This window comes from Sphingomonas sp., from assembly GCF_965200105.1.
Taxonomy (GTDB): domain Bacteria; phylum Pseudomonadota; class Alphaproteobacteria; order Sphingomonadales; family Sphingomonadaceae; genus Solisphingomonas.
Map to the genome: position 1 here is coordinate 2,217,635 of NZ_CBDATN010000002.1, position 15,819 is coordinate 2,233,453.

Annotated in this window: 18 protein-coding genes; 12 read left to right on the forward strand and 6 right to left on the reverse strand. The window is 72.8% G+C overall.

What is annotated here, in order from left to right; all coding sequences use genetic code 11:
• Positions 1–7: 7 nt before the first annotated feature.
• From ACOFKX_RS12360 to ACOFKX_RS12375, 4 genes are read left to right on the forward strand one after another with little or no spacing between them, the layout of a single operon-like run.
• The gene (locus ACOFKX_RS12360) at positions 8–379 is read left to right on the forward strand and encodes a hypothetical protein (protein ID WP_419827266.1); all 372 of its coding nucleotides are present in this window, start codon (positions 8–10) and stop codon (positions 377–379) included.
• Complete coding sequence (locus ACOFKX_RS12365) at positions 376–1,764, forward strand: NAD(P)H-hydrate dehydratase (RefSeq protein WP_419827267.1); 1,389 nt, start codon at positions 376–378, stop codon at positions 1,762–1,764. The genes ACOFKX_RS12360 and ACOFKX_RS12365 overlap by 4 nt, the downstream gene beginning before the upstream one ends.
• Positions 1,749–2,951: a class I SAM-dependent RNA methyltransferase gene (locus ACOFKX_RS12370; RefSeq protein WP_419827268.1), complete on the forward strand. Its 1,203-nt coding sequence runs from the start codon at positions 1,749–1,751 to the stop codon at positions 2,949–2,951. The genes ACOFKX_RS12365 and ACOFKX_RS12370 overlap by 16 nt, the downstream gene beginning before the upstream one ends.
• Positions 2,951–3,286: a GFA family protein gene (locus tag ACOFKX_RS12375; RefSeq protein ID WP_419827269.1), complete on the forward strand. Its 336-nt coding sequence runs from the start codon at positions 2,951–2,953 to the stop codon at positions 3,284–3,286. Before ACOFKX_RS12370 ends, ACOFKX_RS12375 begins: the two co-directional genes overlap by 1 nt.
• Positions 3,287–3,289: 3 nt before the next feature.
• Here ACOFKX_RS12375 and ACOFKX_RS12380 read toward each other — a convergent pair whose 3' ends face one another.
• On the reverse strand, positions 3,290–4,345 hold the full coding sequence (locus ACOFKX_RS12380) for a 1,9-bis(guanidino)-5-aza-nonane synthase (protein WP_419827270.1): 1,056 nt from the start codon (positions 4,343–4,345) through the stop codon (positions 3,290–3,292).
• 87 nt (positions 4,346–4,432) lie between these two features.
• Positions 4,433–5,668 (reverse strand): type III PLP-dependent enzyme, encoded by a 1,236-nt coding sequence (locus ACOFKX_RS12385; protein WP_419827271.1) that lies wholly within the window; start codon positions 5,666–5,668, stop codon positions 4,433–4,435.
• 195 nt (positions 5,669–5,863) lie between these two features.
• Here ACOFKX_RS12385 and ACOFKX_RS12390 point away from each other — a divergent pair, with 195 nt between their 5' ends.
• Together ACOFKX_RS12390 and ACOFKX_RS12395 are read left to right on the forward strand one after the other, a co-directional pair.
• The gene (locus ACOFKX_RS12390) at positions 5,864–6,787 is read left to right on the forward strand and encodes a threonine ammonia-lyase (RefSeq protein WP_419827272.1); all 924 of its coding nucleotides are present in this window, start codon (positions 5,864–5,866) and stop codon (positions 6,785–6,787) included.
• A gap of 51 nt (positions 6,788–6,838) precedes the next feature.
• Positions 6,839–7,570: an energy transducer TonB gene (locus tag ACOFKX_RS12395; protein ID WP_419827273.1), complete on the forward strand. Its 732-nt coding sequence runs from the start codon at positions 6,839–6,841 to the stop codon at positions 7,568–7,570.
• Between the two features lie 15 nt (positions 7,571–7,585).
• On the opposite strand, the gene ACOFKX_RS12400 is transcribed toward ACOFKX_RS12395, so the two are convergent.
• Complete coding sequence (locus ACOFKX_RS12400; RefSeq protein WP_419827274.1) at positions 7,586–7,894, reverse strand: hypothetical protein; 309 nt, start codon at positions 7,892–7,894, stop codon at positions 7,586–7,588.
• Between the two features lie 165 nt (positions 7,895–8,059).
• Between ACOFKX_RS12400 and thrC the strand changes: the two genes are divergently transcribed.
• The 3 genes from thrC to ACOFKX_RS12415 are packed head-to-tail and all read left to right on the forward strand — an operon-like array spanning position 8,060 to position 11,546.
• The gene (thrC, locus tag ACOFKX_RS12405) at positions 8,060–9,457 is read left to right on the forward strand and encodes a threonine synthase (protein WP_419827425.1); all 1,398 of its coding nucleotides are present in this window, start codon (positions 8,060–8,062) and stop codon (positions 9,455–9,457) included.
• A complete protein-coding gene (locus ACOFKX_RS12410) occupies positions 9,454–10,683 on the forward strand; it encodes a M16 family metallopeptidase (RefSeq protein ID WP_419827275.1) in 1,230 nt (409 codons plus the stop codon). Before thrC ends, ACOFKX_RS12410 begins: the two co-directional genes overlap by 4 nt.
• The gene (locus tag ACOFKX_RS12415) at positions 10,680–11,546 is read left to right on the forward strand and encodes a class I SAM-dependent methyltransferase (RefSeq protein WP_419827276.1); all 867 of its coding nucleotides are present in this window, start codon (positions 10,680–10,682) and stop codon (positions 11,544–11,546) included. The genes ACOFKX_RS12410 and ACOFKX_RS12415 overlap by 4 nt, the downstream gene beginning before the upstream one ends.
• On the opposite strand, the gene ACOFKX_RS12420 is transcribed toward ACOFKX_RS12415, so the two are convergent.
• From ACOFKX_RS12420 to ccmA, 3 genes are read right to left on the reverse strand one after another with little or no spacing between them, the layout of a single operon-like run.
• The gene (locus tag ACOFKX_RS12420; protein ID WP_419827277.1) at positions 11,540–11,944 is read right to left on the reverse strand and encodes a cupredoxin domain-containing protein; all 405 of its coding nucleotides are present in this window, start codon (positions 11,942–11,944) and stop codon (positions 11,540–11,542) included. The two genes, ACOFKX_RS12415 and ACOFKX_RS12420, sit on opposite strands and share 7 nt — an antisense overlap.
• Positions 11,945–11,957: 13 nt before the next feature.
• Positions 11,958–12,593, reverse strand: coding sequence for a heme exporter protein CcmB (locus tag ACOFKX_RS12425; RefSeq protein ID WP_419827278.1), 636 nt, complete (start codon positions 12,591–12,593; stop codon positions 11,958–11,960).
• The gene (ccmA, locus tag ACOFKX_RS12430) at positions 12,590–13,171 is read right to left on the reverse strand and encodes a heme ABC exporter ATP-binding protein CcmA (RefSeq protein WP_419827279.1); all 582 of its coding nucleotides are present in this window, start codon (positions 13,169–13,171) and stop codon (positions 12,590–12,592) included. Before ccmA ends, ACOFKX_RS12425 begins: the two co-directional genes overlap by 4 nt.
• 205 nt (positions 13,172–13,376) lie before the next feature.
• Here ccmA and ACOFKX_RS12435 point away from each other — a divergent pair, with 205 nt between their 5' ends.
• From ACOFKX_RS12435 to ACOFKX_RS12445, 3 genes are read left to right on the forward strand one after another with little or no spacing between them, the layout of a single operon-like run.
• Complete coding sequence (locus tag ACOFKX_RS12435; RefSeq protein ID WP_419827426.1) at positions 13,377–14,135, forward strand: ATP-binding cassette domain-containing protein; 759 nt, start codon at positions 13,377–13,379, stop codon at positions 14,133–14,135.
• A complete protein-coding gene (locus ACOFKX_RS12440; protein WP_419827280.1) occupies positions 14,132–15,643 on the forward strand; it encodes an ABC transporter permease/substrate-binding protein in 1,512 nt (503 codons plus the stop codon). The genes ACOFKX_RS12435 and ACOFKX_RS12440 overlap by 4 nt, the downstream gene beginning before the upstream one ends.
• Positions 15,643–15,819 (forward strand): DUF4169 family protein, encoded by a 177-nt coding sequence (locus ACOFKX_RS12445; protein WP_419827281.1) that lies wholly within the window; start codon positions 15,643–15,645, stop codon positions 15,817–15,819. Before ACOFKX_RS12440 ends, ACOFKX_RS12445 begins: the two co-directional genes overlap by 1 nt.

The window sequence follows — 15,819 nt, forward strand, 5'->3', positions numbered from 1 at the left end:
GCCGGCCATGCGCCACGCTCTCCTCCTCCTGCCGCTGCTCCTCGCCGCCTGCCACAAGGCGCCGAGCCGGGCGATCGTCGATCAACCGGAGACGGCTGGCCGTAGCGAGGCTGCGCCCGCCCTGCCGACGATCCCCTGCACGCTTCAGGGGCACGCGCAATCGTGCACGGTCGAGCGCATCGAGGCCCCGGATGGGCTGGTGCTGCTCGTCCGCCACCCCGACGGCGGCTTTCGTAGGTTGTTGGTGACGGAGGACGGGCGAGGCGTGGCCGCCGCCGATGGCAACGAGCCCACGCGCGTGACCGTGGCGGGGCCGGGCGAGATCGACGTCGTCCTGGGTGGCGAACGCTATAGGCTGCCCGCGACCGTAGGCGGATGAGTGGCCGCCCGATCCTGACCGCCGCCGAGACCCGCGCGGCGGAGCAGGCGCTGTTCGATCGCGGCCTGTCCGTCCATACGCTAATGGAGCGTGCGGGCCGCGCCGCCGCCGACCTGACCTGGGATCGCTTCGGCCCGCTGTCGGCGCTGGTCGCGTGCGGGCCGGGCAACAATGGCGGCGACGGATATGTCCTCGCGGCGCGCCTGCGCGAGCGGGGGGTGGCGGTGCGCGTCGCCGCCTCGACCGAGCCGGCGACCGATGCCGCGCGCGGCGCTCGCGCGGTGTGGGGCGGAGAGGTGGAGCCGCTGGCGACGGCGGCGGCCGCGCCTCTGTTCGTCGACGCGCTATTCGGCACCGGTCTCTCGCGCCCGCTCGACGAGGCGGTTGCCGGCGCGGCGCGGCGGCTGGCGGAGGCGGCGCGCGCGCGTGTCGCGATCGACCTGCCGAGCGGGATCGCCACCGACGACGGCGCGGTGCTGAGCGAGCCGCCGCGCGCCGACCTCACGGTCGCGCTCGGCGCGCTCAAGCGCGCGCACCGGCTGATGCCGGCCATGGCGCTGTGCGGCACGGTGGTGGTCGCCGACATCGGCGTCGCGGCGACGAGCAGAGTCGTCGAGGTCTCGCCGCCGGCGGTCGCCCGGCCAGGGTTCGAGAGCGACAAGTATAAGCGCGGCAAGGTCGTCGTGTTGGCAGGTGCGATGCCGGGCGCCTCGCTGCTCTCCGCGCTGGCGGCGCAGCGCAGCGGCGCGGGCTATGTCGAGCTGCTGGGTGCCGGGGGCGAGGCGCCGCCGCACGCGCTCGTCCGCCGCGCCTGGGACGCCGAAGCACTCGGCGATGCACGGATCGGTGCGATCGTGGCGGGGCCGGGGCTCGGCACAGGCGATTTGGCGAAAGACCGGCTGCGGGCCGCGCTCGCCACCGATCGGCCGCTGGTGGTCGACGCCGACGCGCTCAACCTCCTCTCCGAGAACGGCATCGAGGAGCTGCGCGAGCGGAGGGCGCCGACGGTCCTGACCCCGCATATGGGCGAATTCGCGCGCCTGCTGCCCGACGCCGCGGGTACCGCGCTCGACAAGGCGCGCGCGGGTGCTGCCGCGGCGGGCGCGGTATTCGTGCTCAAGGGCGCGGCGACGGTGATCGCTGCGCCAGACGGTCGCGCCGCGATCGATCCGCCCGCGCCCCCCTGGCTGGCGAGCGCGGGGACGGGCGACGTGCTGTCGGGCGTGATCGCCACCATGCTCGCGCAGGGCATGGCGCCCTTCGCGGCGGCACAGGCGGGCGTGTGGCTGCACGCGGAGGCGGCGCGGCGCGCGGGTCCGCTGCTGATCGCCGACGATCTGCTTCCCTGCTTGCGCGAGGCAGTGGCGGCGTGCCTGGCGCGCTGATCGCCGGCGACCCCATCGTGCGCATCGCGGCGCGCGGCGACGGCGTGAGCGAGCGCGGCGTCGCCGTTGCGCTCGCCGCCCCCGGCGACACGCTGCTCGACGACGGCCGCGTCGTGCCGGGCCAGCACCGGCAGGCGCCGCCCTGCCGCCACTTTCCGACGTGCGGCGGCTGCGTGCTCCAGCATGTCGACGACGCCGCCTACGCGGCGTTCCTCGCCGACCGTATCGTTTCGGCGTTGCACGCGCAGCGGCTGGATGCGCCGGCGATGCGGCCCGCCCACCTCTCGCCGCCGCGCAGCCGCCGGCGCGCCTCGTTGCGCGCCGAGCGGGTGGGCAGGGTCGCGATCGGCTTCAACGAAGCGGCGTCGCGCCGCATCGTCGACTTGGCGGAGTGCCACATCCTTCACCCGGCGCTGTTCGCGCTGGCGGGGCCGTTGCGCGCGCTGCTCGGGCCGATGCTCGCCGAGCGGCGGCAAAGCGAGATCATGATGACGCTCGCCGATCAGGGTATCGACCTGCTGCTCGCGGGTGTCGACGCCGACGGGCTCCGGGCTACGGAGGCGCTCACCGCCTTCGCCGAGCGCCACGCGCTCGCGCGGCTGACGGTCGACGCCGGGATGGGTGCCGAGACGCGGTGGGAGCCGCGTCCGGTTACGGTGACGCTGGGCGGCGCTGCGGTCGCGCTGCCGCCGGGCGGGTTCCTTCAGGCCACGGCGGACGGGGAGGCGGCACTGGTCGCGAGCGTGATCGAGGCGGTGGGCGACGCCGCCACCGTGGCGGACCTGTTCTCCGGGCTCGGTACCTTCGCGCTGCCGCTCGCCGCCGGCGCGCGCGTGTTGGCGGCGGAGGGCGCGCGCGACGCCGTGCTGGCGCTGAAGGCGGCGGGCGCGGGCCGCATCGTCGCCGATCACCGCGACCTCTTTCGCCGGCCCTACGCGGCGGCCGAGTTGTCGCGTTTCGAAGCGGTGGTGCTCGATCCGCCGCGCGCCGGCGCGAAGGAACAGGCGGCGGAGTTGGCGGCGGCCACTTGCCGGCGGATCGCCTACGTCTCGTGCAATCCCGCCACCTTTGCGCGCGACGCCGCCACGCTGGTCGCCGGCGGCTGGCGGCTGGACTGGATCGCGCCAGTCGGGCAGTTCCGCTGGTCGACACATGTCGAACTGGTCGCCGCCTTCGCGAGGAGCTGATGCCCACCCCCACCTGCCATTGCGGCGCCGTCCGCATCGAGGCGGAGCGCGCGCCCGACGCGCTCAACGAATGCCTCTGCTCGATCTGCCGTCGCTATGGCGTGCGCTGGGCCTATTATCGCACGGCCGAACTGCGTCTCCCGGAGCCGCAGGCGACGCAGACCTACGAGTGGGGCAGGCGCATGATCGCCTTCCACCGCTGCCCGACCTGCGGCTGCGTCAGCCACTGGACGTCTAACGACCCGGCGCGCGACAAGGTGGGCGTCAACGCTCGCCTATTCGATCCCGACGATCTCGTCGGCGTGCCCGTCCACCAATCGGACGGGCCGCCCTGAGGCTCAGGCGTCGAACATCCTGGCGAAGGCGCGCACGGCGCGGTCTTTCCAGTGGCCGCGATGATAGGCATCGGACGCGATCAGCGGCATGACCGAGGTCGCCTCGGCATAGACCATCTGCTCCATCGCGGTGGACACTTTGCCCCACGACGCCGCCTCCTGCAGCGTGGAGGAGGAGCAGGCACCGTCGCGCACGTCCGCGACCGTGATCTGTATCGCGTACTTATGGACGTCCACCTCGTGGCCCAGGATCTCGGCGCAGACCACCGTGTCCTGCACGAAGTTCTTGGGCACGCCGCCGCCGATCATGAGCAGGCCGGTGACGCCCGCCTTGATCTTGATGTCGGTCAGCTCGCGGAAGTCGGCGATCGAATCAATCGTCAGGTAGGGCTTGCCCGCCTTCATGCTGTCGACCTGATGCTTGACGAGGCCGAAGCCGGCGGACGAGTCCGTAAAGGCCGGGCAGAAGATCGGCACGTCATGCTCATAGGCGAGCTTGACGAGGCTGTTGTCCTTCTTGCCGTAGTCGACGAGATACTTGCCCATCTCGCGGATGAAGGCGCGCGAGGAGTAGGGTTTGGGCGCGAGGCCCTCGGCGATCTCGAACACCGTGTGGTCGACGTTCTGGAGCGCGACCTCGTCGATATAGGTGTCGTAGATGCGATCGATGTAGAGCGAGCGCAGCGTGTCGTCGTCGGGGATCTCGCGCGCCTGATAATGGGTGTGGCCGAGGCCTTCGAAGAAATCCATGTCGACGATGGTGGCGCCGGTGGCGACGATCGCGTCGACCATGTTGTTGCGGACGAGCTCGGCATAGAGGTCCATGCAGCCGCCCGCCGAGGTGGAGCCGGCGATCACCAGGATCACCGAACAATCCTTGTCGGCGAGCATCTGGTTGTACATCTCGGCGGCGCGGCCGGTGTCGCGCGAGGTGAAGCTCATCTTCTTCATGGCGTCGACGATCGGGCGCGCGTCGAAGGAGCGGATGTCGATATGCTCGACGGGGGTGGAGAGCAGCTCCGCCTTGCGGGTGTCGTTGATCTTGGTCTCGGTGTTCATCGCATCGCTCCAGCCGCTGGACGTCGGCGGGGGTCGCGAGCACGCGCTCGCGACTCCCGTGGAATGGATTACCTGAAGGGAAGCGCGTTACAGCTTGACGACGCGGCCCACTACCCGCCGCTCGGGCTGGGTGACGTAGAGGCTCGCCATCGGCTCGTCGCCGGCCATCACAGTCTCGTTCGAGCCGAAGCCGTTGAAGTCCGTCCGCATCGCCGAGCCGTAGGCGCCGAGCATCCCGATCTCGATATAGTCGCCGGCGGTCACGTCGGCGGGTAGCATGAACGGGCCCGCCATATGGTCCATGTCGTCGCAGGTCGGGCCGTAGAAGCTGAACGGCTGCAAGCCCGCCCGGCTCGCCTCGTCGCGGATGAGCGCCACGGGAAAGCGCCAGCCGATGTGCGCCGCGTCGAACAGCGCGCCATAGGCACCGTCGTTGATATAGAGTTCGTCGCCGCGGCGCCGCTCCACCCGCACCAGCAGCGATGCGTATTCGGCCGAAAGGGCGCGGCCCGGCTCGCACCACAGTTCGGCCGAGTAGCTGACCGGCAGCGCCTCGAACGCCTCGTGGATGACGCGGAAATACTGCTCCAGCGGGGGCGGCTCCATGCCGGGATAGGAGGAAGGGAAGCCGCCGCCGACGTCGATCACGTCCACCGTCACCGACGCCGACACGATCGCCGCGCGCACGCGCGCCATCGCGTCCGCATAGGCCGCCGGGCTCATCGCCTGGCTGCCGACGTGGAAGCAGATGCCGAGCGCGTCGGCCGCCTGCCGCGCCGCCATCAGCAGCGGCGCCGCGTCGGCGAGGTCGCAGCCGAACTTGGAGGCGAGGCTGAGCTTGGAGTGATCGGACGAGACGCGCAGCCGCACGCACAGCGTCAGATCGTCCGCGCCGCCCGTGGCGCGGACGATCTTCTCCAGCTCGTCGACGCCGTCGAGCGAGAAGGTGCGCACGCCGTGGGTGAAGTAGGCCTCGGCGATCGCCTCCTCCGCCTTCACCGGGTGCATGAAGCACAGCGTCGCTTGCGGGAGCGTGCGCGCCACCAGCCGCACCTCCGCGACCGAGGCGACGTCGTAGTGGGTGATGCCGCTCGCCCACAACGTCTCCAGCAGCGCCGGCGACGGGTTCGCCTTCACCGCGTAGAGCGACTGGCCCGGGAACTTCTCCGCGAAGAACCGGGCGGCACGCGCTGCGGCGTGGGGACGGACGAGTGTCACCGGCTGAACCGGCCGCCGCCTTGCGATCTCAATGCCGCCGATCGAAGAGCCGGCAGCCTTGTAGGGGATGGTCGCTACCCCCAGCGCGCGATGATGCTTGTGCAATTCAAGGGACCTCCAAGTGGCCGTGGCCGTCGTCAGAGCTGCCTTGCGGTTGGAAGTCCCATGGGGCAGCGGGAGGCGGGCATATAGATACGGGTGCCCCCCCTGTAAACCCTTACCCGAAAGCCGCGGAGAACTGCCGTTTCCACGATCGAATCGGAGCCTTGCGCAGGCCCACGGCATCCCACCGCCGCCGGCGTGACGGCGGCGGCCCGCGCCCTGTCGCTCGTCTGCCCCGAGACGCCGCTGCTGCCGGTCGAGATCGCCGGCGAGACAGTGTTCGCCAAGGCCGAGTCGCTCCAGCGCACCGGCAGCTTCAAGGCGCGCGGCGCGTGGTGGCGGCTGTCCTCGATCCCGGAGGAGCGGCGGCCCGCCGGCGTCGTCGCCTTCTCCTCGGGCAATCACGCGCAGGGCGTCGCGTGGGCAGCGGCCCGGTTGCAAATGCCGGCGACCATCGTGATGCCCGCGGACGCGCCCGCGGCCAAGATCGCCGGCACGCGCGCGTTCGGCGCGGAGATCGTCTTCTACGATCGCGCGACGCAGAGCCGCGAGGCACTCGCTGCCGCGCTGGCGCAAGCGCGCGGCGCGGTTCTCGTGCCGTCGTTCGACGATCCGTGGATCATCGAGGGGCAGGGGACGTGCGGGCTGGAGATCGCCGGCCAGTATGCGCGAGCCGTCGGTGCGGCGCCGGCCAGGATCGCGATATGCTGCGGGGGCGGCGGCCTCTCCGCCGGCATCGCGCTGGCGGTGGCGGACGCGGAGATCATCGTCGTCGAGCCCGAAGGGTGGGACGACATGGGCGAGAGCCTGGCGTCCGGCACTATCGTGGCGGTCGGCCCCTGCCCGCCCGCGACCGCCTGCGACGCGCTCCAGACCCAGCGCGTCTCGCCGCTGACCTTCGACGTGCTGCGCACGCGGGGCGCGCGGGGCGTCGCGGTCAGCGAGGCGGAGATCGCGGCCGCGATGCGCTTCGCCTTCGAGCGGCTGAAGCTGGTGGTGGAACCGGGCGGTGCGGTGGCGCTTGCCTCCGTCCTGGCTGGCCGGGTGCCGGCGGCGGGCACGGTGGTGACGCTGTCGGGCGGCAACGTCGATCGCGCGCGGTTCGCCGCCGCGCTGGGCTAAGGGAGGGCTCCGAACCGCCGCGCCCGCGTTGGCGTCGGCGAGGAAGATGGCGTGCGGACGGATACGAAGGACAGGCTGATCTCGGGTGCCGGTGCGGTGGCCGTCACGGGCCTGCTGGGCGCGATCCTGGTGGCGGGGCTCACGGTCTCGCCGCAACGGGCCGCGCAGGAGGCGCTGGCGGTGCTCGATCTGCCGTTGCCCAAGCCGCCGCCGCCACCCAAGCCGCCCGAGCTGGTCCACCACTACCGCGCCAGTCGAGCGGCCGGCGCGCCCGCGCCGCGCGCCAGGGCGACCCCCGTGGTGGCGCCGCCGCCCGTCGTGCGGCTGCCGCCCCTCGTGCCCGTTGTCGTGGCAGCGAAGCCGGATGTCGGCGCGGCGGCGGCCGACGGCGCCTCGACGCGGGGTGCGGGTACGGGGGCCGGCGGCGAAGGCGAGGGCCCGGGCGGCGGCGGACAGGGCGGAGACGGCGACGACACGCCGCCTCGCCAGGTCGCCGGCGAACTCCGGTTCTCGGACCTGCCCCCGGATCGGCGGCAGTCCGGCGCGCACTGGCTGGTCGGCGTCCGCTACCATGTCGGGGTGAACGGGCGCGTCCACGCCTGCGGCATCACGCGCACCAGCGGCGATCCGGAGGTGGACGCAGCAACGTGCGCCGCGATCGCGCGCCGCTATCGCTTCCGACCGGGTCTCGATGCCGCGGGGCGGCCGTTCGACGCCACCTTCGAGGAAAACCAGGAATGGACGATCGAGCGGGAGCGCGGCGACGACGAGCCGCCGCGCTGAACCGCCCGATACCCGTCAGCAGCCGTTGCGGCGGTTCTGCGCGGCGTCGTGCTTCTTGTCGAGGTGACGGCCGAGCAGCGCACCACCGCCCGCACCCGCGAGCGTGCCGAGCGTGCCGCCGCCGAGCAGGTTGCCGGCGAGACCGCCCGCGACGCCGCCGGCGACGAGCCCGGTCGTCCCGCTGGAGCGCTTGCAATGCTCGTAATAGCGGCCATTGCGGCCGTGATAATAACGGTCGTGGTCACGTGCCATCGCGGGCGCGGGCACCAGCATCGGCGCCGCCACCATCGCTGCCAGGGCGGCCTTCGCGAGCTTCGTCTTCATGGTCACTCCTCCTGGATCGTATCGACGCCACGAAAACAGGACAGGCCGGCTTTCGATCCCCGCGCCGTAGCAGCGCCAAGCTGAACCGCCGGTGGCGCGATCGTTGTGATGGCGAAAGCCGTCCGGCGCCTTGCCGCTGCCCGTCGCGGCGGCTACCGGCCGGCGATGCGCTATCTCAGCACCCGGGGGCAGGCGCCCAGGCTGGGCTTCGCGGAGGCGACGCTCGCCGGCCTCGCGTCGGACGGCGGCCTCTATGTGCCCGAGGACTGGCCGTCCTTCTCGCGCGAGGACATCGCCGCGCTGACCGGCCTGTCCTACGCCGAGGCGGCGGCGCGCGTGCTCGCGCCTTTCGTCGACGATGCGATCGACGAGGCGGCGCTGCTCTCTCTGTGCGAGCAGGCCTATGGCCGCTTCGGCCACGCCGCGGTGACGCCGCTCGCGCAGCTCGACGAGCGGCACTGGCTGCTTGAGCTGTTCCACGGGCCGACGCTCGCCTTCAAGGATGTCGCGCTCCAGCTTCTCGGACTGCTGTTCGAACGATTCTTGGAAGGCACCGGCCGGCGGCTGACCATCGTCGGCGCGACGTCGGGCGACACCGGATCGGCGGCGATCGAGGCGGTGGCGGGTGCGGCGCACGCCGACATCTTCATGCTCTACCCCGAAGGCCGCGTCTCCGACGTGCAACGCCGGCAGATGACGACGGTGGACGCCAGCAACGTCCACGCTATTGCCATCGACGGCGACTTCGATACCGCGCAGGCGCTGGTGAAGGCGGCGTTCGCGGATCGCGCGTTCGCCGAGCAACGCTCGCTATCGGCGGTGAACTCGATCAACTGGGCGCGGCTGGCGGCGCAGGTCGTTTATTACTTCTACGCCGCCGTCCGGCTCGGCGCGCCCGATCGCGCCGTCGCCTTCTCGGTTCCGACGGGCAATTTCGGCGACGTCTTCGCAGGCTATGTCGCGGCGCGCATGGGGCTGCCGGTGGAGCGGCTGATCGTCGCCACCAACGTCAACGACATCCTCGCGCGCGCGCTCGCCAGCGGCGACTATTCGGTGGGCGCCGTCATGCCTACCGCGACGCCGTCGATGGACATCCAGGTCTCGTCCAATTTCGAGCGGCTGCTGTTCGATATGCACGGTCGCGACGCCGGCACGCTCTCCTCGGCGATGCGGGGGTTCGAGGCGACGCGCGCGATGCGCATTCCGGCCGACGCGCTGTCCCGCGCCGGGCTGTTCGCGCCCGCGCGCGTCGACCACGCGGCGATGACGGAGGCGATGCGCTGGGCGCAGGCGCGGGCGGGGCAGGTGATCGATCCGCATACGGCGGTCGCGCTCGCCGCCGCCCGCGCCGCCGACCTGCCGCGCGACGTGCCACTCGTGACGCTGGCCACCGCGCACCCCGCCAAGTTCGGCGATGCGGTGGCTGCGGCGACCGGCTTCCGCCCCGTGCTGCCCGAGCGACTCGCCGGGCTGATGGACCGCCCCGAGCGGATCGAGCGGCTGCCCGCGACGCTCGCGGCGCTCCAAGGCTTCATCGCCGAGCGAGGGGCGGCCACGGCGTGACCGCGCGGCTCCACCGCCTCGCCAACGGGCTCACCGTCGCGGTCGAGCCGATGTCGCATGTCGAGACGGCCGCAATCGGCCTCTACGCCGACGTCGGCAGTCGCTCCGAGCCCGACGGCCTCACCGGCCTCGCCCACATGGTCGAGCACATGGTGTTCAAGGGTGCCGGCTCGCGCGACGCTCGCCAGCTCGCCGAGGCGATCGAGGATGTCGGCGGCCAGCTCAACGCCTGGACCGCGCGCGACCAGACCGTCTTCCACGCGCGTGTCCTCCCCGGCGACCTTCCGCTGGCGGTCGACCTCGTTGCCGATCTCGTCCGCGCGCCCGTGTTCGACGCGAAGGAGCTTGAGCGCGAGAAGCAGGTGGTGCTGGCCGAGCTCGGCGAGGCGCGCGATACACCGGATGATATCGTCTTCGATCACCTCGCCGCCGCCGCTTATCCCAGCCAGGCCTACGGCCGCCCGGTGCTCGGCACCGAGCAGACGATCGCGGCGATCGACGTGGCGCACCTGCACGGCTGGCTGGCCGATCAGTATCGGCCCTCCGGGCTCGTGCTCGCGGCCGCCGGCGCGGTCGACGAGGAGGCGCTGCTCCGCCTGGCCGAATCGCGTTTCGGCGATCTCGCGGCGGGCAACCCGCCCGCGCCCGCGCCCGCCACTTTCGCCAGCGGTAAGGCAACTGACGCGCGCCGCTTCGATCAGGTGCACATCGCCTTCGCGCATCCGGGCGTGGATCAGTGCCATCCCGATCTCCACGCGCTGTCGCTGTTCGCGGGCATTGCCGGCGGCGGCATGTCGTCGCGGCTGTTCCAAGAGGTGCGCGAGGTACGCGGGCTCGCCTATTCAGTCTACGCGTGGGCGCAGGCGACGGCGGACACGGGCCAGCTTGGCGTGTACCTGGCGGCCGGCAAGGCGGACGCGCCGCGCGCCTTCGCGCTCGCCCGCGACGTGCTGGCACGCTGCGCCGAGACGCTGGACGAGGCCGAGTTAGCGCGTGCGAAGGCGCAGGCGCGCGCCGGGCTGCTGATGGGGCTGGAGGGCGTGCAGGCGCGCTGCGACCATCTCGCGCGTACGATCCAGGTCCACGGCCGCATCGTGCCGCCCGCCGAGACGGTGGCGGAGATCGACGCCGTGACGATCGCGCAGGCGCGGCGCGCGGGCACGGCGGCACTGTCGGGCGGGCTCGCTACCGCCAGCGTCGGCGGCCGGCTCGCCAAGGCGGCGTGACCCTTCTCACGCTCGTCGCCGAGCCGTGGCGCGACTACGCGCTCGTCGATTCCGGCGACGGCCGCAAGCTCGAACGCTACGGCCGCTTCCGCTTCGTGCGGCCCGAGCCGCAGGCGATGTGGTCCCCCGCCTCGGCCGATTGGCGGCACGACGGCGAGTTCGTCGGTGCCTCCGACGAGGAGGGAGGTGGGCGCTGGCAGCTCGCGCGCACCGTACCGCGCGATTGGCCGCTGGCGTGGGAGGAGCTGCGCTTCCACGCCACCAACACGCCCTTCCGGCACCTCGGCTTCTTCCCCGACATGGTGCCGCAGTGGGCGTGGATGCGCGGTCGCGTTGCCGAGGGCGACGAGGTGATGAACCTATTCGGCTATACCGGCGTCGGCAGCCTGGCGCTCGCCGCCAAGGGCGCGCGCGTGACGCACGTCGATGCTTCCAGGAAGTCGGTGGAGGCGGGCAAGGCCAATGCCGCGCTCTCCGGCATCGGCGATCGCCCGATCCGGTGGATGGTGGACGACGCCGCCAAGTTCGCGGCGCGCGAGGTCCGGCGAGGACGGCGCTACGCCGGGATCATGCTCGACCCGCCCAAGTTCGGGCGCGGACCCGAGGGCGAAGTCTGGCGGCTGGAGGACGGGCTGCCCGGCCTGATCGCCGACTGCGTGCGGCTGCTCGACGAGCGTTCGCGCTTCCTCGTGCTTACCGTCTACGCGGTGCGGATGTCGGCGCTGGCGATCGCCGAGCTGCTCGCCCAAGCCACCGCCGCGCTCGGCGGCACCGTGGAGGCGGGCGAGATGGCGGTGCGCGAGGAGGCGCGCGGCCTGCTCCTCCCGACCGCTATCTTCGCGCGCTGGTGCCGCGTTCAGTAGACCAGCACCTGCCCCGTCATCCCGGACGCGACATCGAGCGCGACCGACGACTTGAGGTCGAACGGCCTTGCCACGCGCGGCGTGACATAGAGCGACACGGTGGACTGCGAGGGCACCGGCAGCACGCCGTCGCTGAACGGCGCGCTGGCGTGGACGTCGTCGCACGCGTCGAGGAAGCCCTGCGCATCGAAATTGTGGCCGCTGACGTCGCGGTTGACGAGCACCATGCGCGTCGGCCGATTGCGCGTGAGCTGGATCACGTTGGGTCGGAAATGGCGATCCTGCATCACCACCGTCACCGTCACGATCTTCGGGCGGGCGGCAGCACGCGGCGGCGCCGGCGTGGCGGAGGAAGGCAGCGCGGCGGCGAGTGCCAGCGCGAGTGCGGCGAGTTTCATATGTCCCTCCGTGTCAGTCGCGAAGGCTGCGTAACGCCGCGCCCGCCGCGAAGGGTGCGCCGAAGGTGAGGAGCAGCGACGTGGCGCCCAGCAGCTTCATCGCGCCCGTGCCGCCGTCGTCGGCGGCCCCGGCGCCGAAGATCAGCAGCGGCACGGCGAGCGGCAACATGACGAGCCCGGCCAGCGCGCTCGCCTGCCGCAAGCCCACCGTCAGCGCCGCCACGGTGACGCCCAGCGCCGCCAACGCGGGGGTGCCGATCGCCAGGCTCGCCTCCAGCCGGCCGAGCACCGCGCCGTCGAGCCCGAACAGCGCCGCGCCGGGCAGCGCCGCCAGCATCAGCGGCGGGCCGAAGCCCAGCCAGTGGCTCGCGATCCTCGCCGCTGCGACGACCTCGTCGGCGATGCCACGCGTCGCGAGCTGATCGAGCACGCCGGCTTCCGCATCGGGCGCCACCAGCCGATCGATCGGCAGCAAAGCGGCGAGCAGCGCGGCCAGCCACAGCATCCCAGCGCCCGTCTTGGCGAGCACCCGCGCGTCCGGCCCGACCGCGAAGGGGAACAGCGTCGCGGCGATCAGGAAGAAGGCGACCGGCAGCCCAGCGGCGCGCAGCCCGCGCCCGAGATCGCGCGCGATCAGCGCGGCGATCATGCGGGAGAGCGCCCCAAATCAAGCGTGACGGCGTCGTCGAGCGCGAGCGGCAGGTGCGTCGCCGCCAGGACTGCCCCGCCGCGCGCGCGGTGCGCGGCCATCGCGGCGGTGAGCCGCTCGCGGCCGTCCGCATCGAGGCCGTTGGCGGGCTCGTCGAGCAGCCACAGCGGCGCCGCCCCCGCGATCGTCCGCGCGATCGCGGCGCGGCGGCGCTGCCCGGTGGAGAGGTAGCGGACGGGAACGGGGGCGAGGTGCGCGATGCCCATGTCCACCATTGCCGCCTCCATCGCCGCCGGCGTCGCGCCGTCGAGCCGCGCCCAGAAGCCGAGCGCGGCTACCACCGTGCGCTCTCCGCCGAGCGCCGCCTCCTCCCCGAGCCAGCTCGCTCGCGCGCGTTCGGCACGTCCCGCCGAGGGCTTCAGCAGGCCGGTGGTGATGCGCAACAGGCTCGACTTGCCGACGCCGTTCGACCCCGCGACGATCGCCGCCTCGCCCGCGCCGAGCGCCAGCGTCACGCCCTCGAACAGCAGCCGGTGCCCGCGCAGGCAGGCGATGCCGTCGAGCGCGAGCAGGCTCATGCCGTTTCCTCCACAGCGGCCATGTCCATGGCGCGGAGGTCGGAAGGCTGGCTGTTCTCGTGCGTCACGACGTGCTGCACGATCCCGTCCCGCCGCATGTCCGCCGGTACAAGGCCCTTCTCGACGCCGCGCCCATATCCTCTTCGCCGCCGCTCATCGCGCCTCATATCTCGACTTCGTGCCGATCGCGACCGATACCGGCGGCATGGCGACGCAAGGTCCGGAGATCCGCTTCGAGGGCGTGACCAGGCGCCACGGCGAGCAGGTCGCCGTCGACGGCGTCACGAAGACGATCGCGAGCGGTTCGTTCGTGGCGCTGGTCGGCGGATCGGGCGCGGGCAAGACGACGCTGCTGCGCATGGTCAACCGCCTCGTGCCGCCCGACGAGGGTCGGGTGACGATCGCCGGGCGCGACGTCGCAGAGGGAGCGGCGCCAGCGCTCAGGCGGCAAATCGGCTACGTCTTCCAGGATGTCGGCTTGATGCCGCACATGACGGTGGCGGAGAACGTCGCGCTACCCGCGCGCGTGGCCGGTGCCGTCGCGCCGGACGTTGCGGCGCTGCTCGCGATGGTGGAGCTGCCCGCCGGCTACGCAGATCGCGCGCCGGCCGCCCTGTCGGGCGGTGAGCGGCAGCGCGTCGGCGTCGCGCGCGCGCTGGCGACGGGGGCCAAGGCGATGCTGCTCGACGAGCCGTTCGGCGCGCTCGATCCCGTCACCCGCGACGCGCTCGCCCGCCGCTACCGCGCGCTGCACGATCGGCTGGGGCTCACCAGCCTGATGGTCACGCACGACATGGCCGAGGCGCTGCTGCTCGCCGATCGCATCCTCGTCATGGCCGCCGGCCGCATCGTCGCCGACGCCACGCCCGCCGACATGCTGGCCGGGCGCGCGGGCGCGGAGGCGGACGCGCTCGTTGAGGTGCCGGCGCGCCAGGCGCGCGCGATCGCGGCGTTGCGGGGATGAGCGACGTGCTCGCGCAGGTGCCGGGGCTCGCCGCGCACCACCTGCTGCTCGCCGCCGCGGCGCTTGCGCTTGCGCTGGCGATCGCACTGCCGCTCGGCCTCGCCGCCGCCTCGCGGCCCCGGCTGGCGGCGATCGGCGTGGGTGTGGCGGGCACCATCCAGACGATCCCGGGCCTGGCGCTGCTGGCCCTCTTCTACCCGTTGCTGCTGGCGGTGGGGCACGGCGTGCCCGCGCTCGGCTTCCTGCCGGCGTTCGGCGCGCTGACGCTGTACGCGCTGCTGCCGATCCTCCGCAACGTGATCGCGGGGCTGCGCGGGCTCGATCCGGCGGTGGTGCGTGCCGCCGACGGCATCGGCATGACGCGCGCGCAGCGGCTACGGCTGGTGGAGGCGCCGCTCGCGGCGCCCGTGGTGATGGCCGGCATCCGCACCGCCGCCGTGTGGACGATCGGGGCCGCGACGCTGGCGACGACGGTAGGCGCGCCGAGCCTCGGCAACCTCATCTTCTCCGGCCTCCAGACGGAGGATTGGCCGCAGGTGGTGGCCGGCTGCCTCGCGTCCGCCGCGCTGGCGATCGTGGCGGACGCGGCGCTGGCGCTGGTCGAGCACGGGCTGGCGCGGCGGCGGCGGGTGCCGCTGTGGAGCGGCATCGCGATCGTCGCCGCCGGCCTGGCCCTCGCCGGGGCCGCGCTGGCGAGGCCGGCTCGGCCGACAATCGTGATCGGCGCCAAGAACTTCTCCGAACAGTTCATCCTGGCGCGCGTGATCGGCGATCGGCTGACGGCGGCGGGCTACGCCGTCTCCTTCCGCGAGGGGCTGGGCTCCGGCGTGGCGCTGCACGCGCTCCGGGGCGGCGACGTCGATGTCTATGTCGACTATTCGGGCACGATCTGGGCGGATGCCATGCACCGGAGCGACGCCGCGCCGCGCGAGACGATGCTCGCCGGCATCCGGCGCTTCCTGGCGCCGTCGGGCGCGACCGTGCTCGGACCGCTCGGCTTCGAGAACGCCTATGCGCTGGCGATGCGGCGCGATCGGGCCCGCGGGCTCGGCGTCGGCGACCTCGCCGATCTCGCGCGCGTCGCGCCGCGCCTCACGCTGGGCGCGGACCTGGAGTTCCTGTCCCGGCCCGAGTGGCGCGCGGTGACCTCCGCCTACGGCCTCGCCTTCGCCGCCACCCGCGCCTATGCGCCGAGCTTCATGTACCGGGCGCTCGGCGGCGGCCAGGCGGACGTGATCTCCGCCTTTTCCAGCGATGGCCGCATCGCGGCGGACGATCTCGTCGTGCTCGGCGATCCGAGGCATGCGCTGCCCGGCTACGATGCCATCCTGCTCGTCGACGGCGCGCATGCGCGCGATCCGCGGCTGGTGGCGGCGCTGCGCCCGCTGATCGGCGCGATCCCGGTGGCGGCTATGCGCGTCGCCAACTACATGGTGGATCGCGACGCCGGCAAGCGCCGCCCGGCCGAGGCGGCGCGGTGGCTGGAGGCGCGGGCAGGGAGGCCGTGATGGCGGAAATCGTCAACCTCAATCACGCGCGCAAGGCGAAGCGGAAGGCGGAGGCGACCGCCCAGGCGGAGGCCAATCGCACGCGTTTCGGCCGCACCCGGACCAAGCGCGAGGCCGACGCCGCCGATCGCGCCCGTCGCGACGCGCTGCTCGACGGCGCGCGGCGCGAGGATTAG

Excerpts from the sequence above, each read along its gene's own strand:
- ACOFKX_RS12365 (WP_419827267.1), top strand. The coding sequence starts at position 376 with ATGAGTGGCCGCCCGATCCTGACCGCCGCCGAGACCCGCGCGGCGGAG.
- ccmA (WP_419827279.1), bottom strand. The coding sequence starts at position 13,171 with ATGAGCCTGCTCGCGCTCGACGGCATCGCCTGCCTGCGCGGGCACCGG.
- ACOFKX_RS12425 (WP_419827278.1), bottom strand. The coding sequence starts at position 12,593 with ATGATCGCCGCGCTGATCGCGCGCGATCTCGGGCGCGGGCTGCGCGCC.
- ACOFKX_RS12445 (WP_419827281.1), top strand. The coding sequence starts at position 15,643 with ATGGCGGAAATCGTCAACCTCAATCACGCGCGCAAGGCGAAGCGGAAG.
- ACOFKX_RS12435 (WP_419827426.1), top strand. The coding sequence starts at position 13,377 with ATGGCGACGCAAGGTCCGGAGATCCGCTTCGAGGGCGTGACCAGGCGC.
- ACOFKX_RS12375 (WP_419827269.1), top strand. The coding sequence starts at position 2,951 with ATGCCCACCCCCACCTGCCATTGCGGCGCCGTCCGCATCGAGGCGGAG.
- ACOFKX_RS12380 (WP_419827270.1), bottom strand. The coding sequence starts at position 4,345 with ATGAACACCGAGACCAAGATCAACGACACCCGCAAGGCGGAGCTGCTC.
- ACOFKX_RS12360 (WP_419827266.1), top strand. The coding sequence starts at position 8 with ATGCGCCACGCTCTCCTCCTCCTGCCGCTGCTCCTCGCCGCCTGCCAC.
- thrC (WP_419827425.1), top strand. The coding sequence starts at position 8,060 with ATGCGCTATCTCAGCACCCGGGGGCAGGCGCCCAGGCTGGGCTTCGCG.
- ACOFKX_RS12400 (WP_419827274.1), bottom strand. The coding sequence starts at position 7,894 with ATGAAGACGAAGCTCGCGAAGGCCGCCCTGGCAGCGATGGTGGCGGCG.
- ACOFKX_RS12420 (WP_419827277.1), bottom strand. The coding sequence starts at position 11,944 with ATGAAACTCGCCGCACTCGCGCTGGCACTCGCCGCCGCGCTGCCTTCC.
- ACOFKX_RS12440 (WP_419827280.1), top strand. The coding sequence starts at position 14,132 with ATGAGCGACGTGCTCGCGCAGGTGCCGGGGCTCGCCGCGCACCACCTG.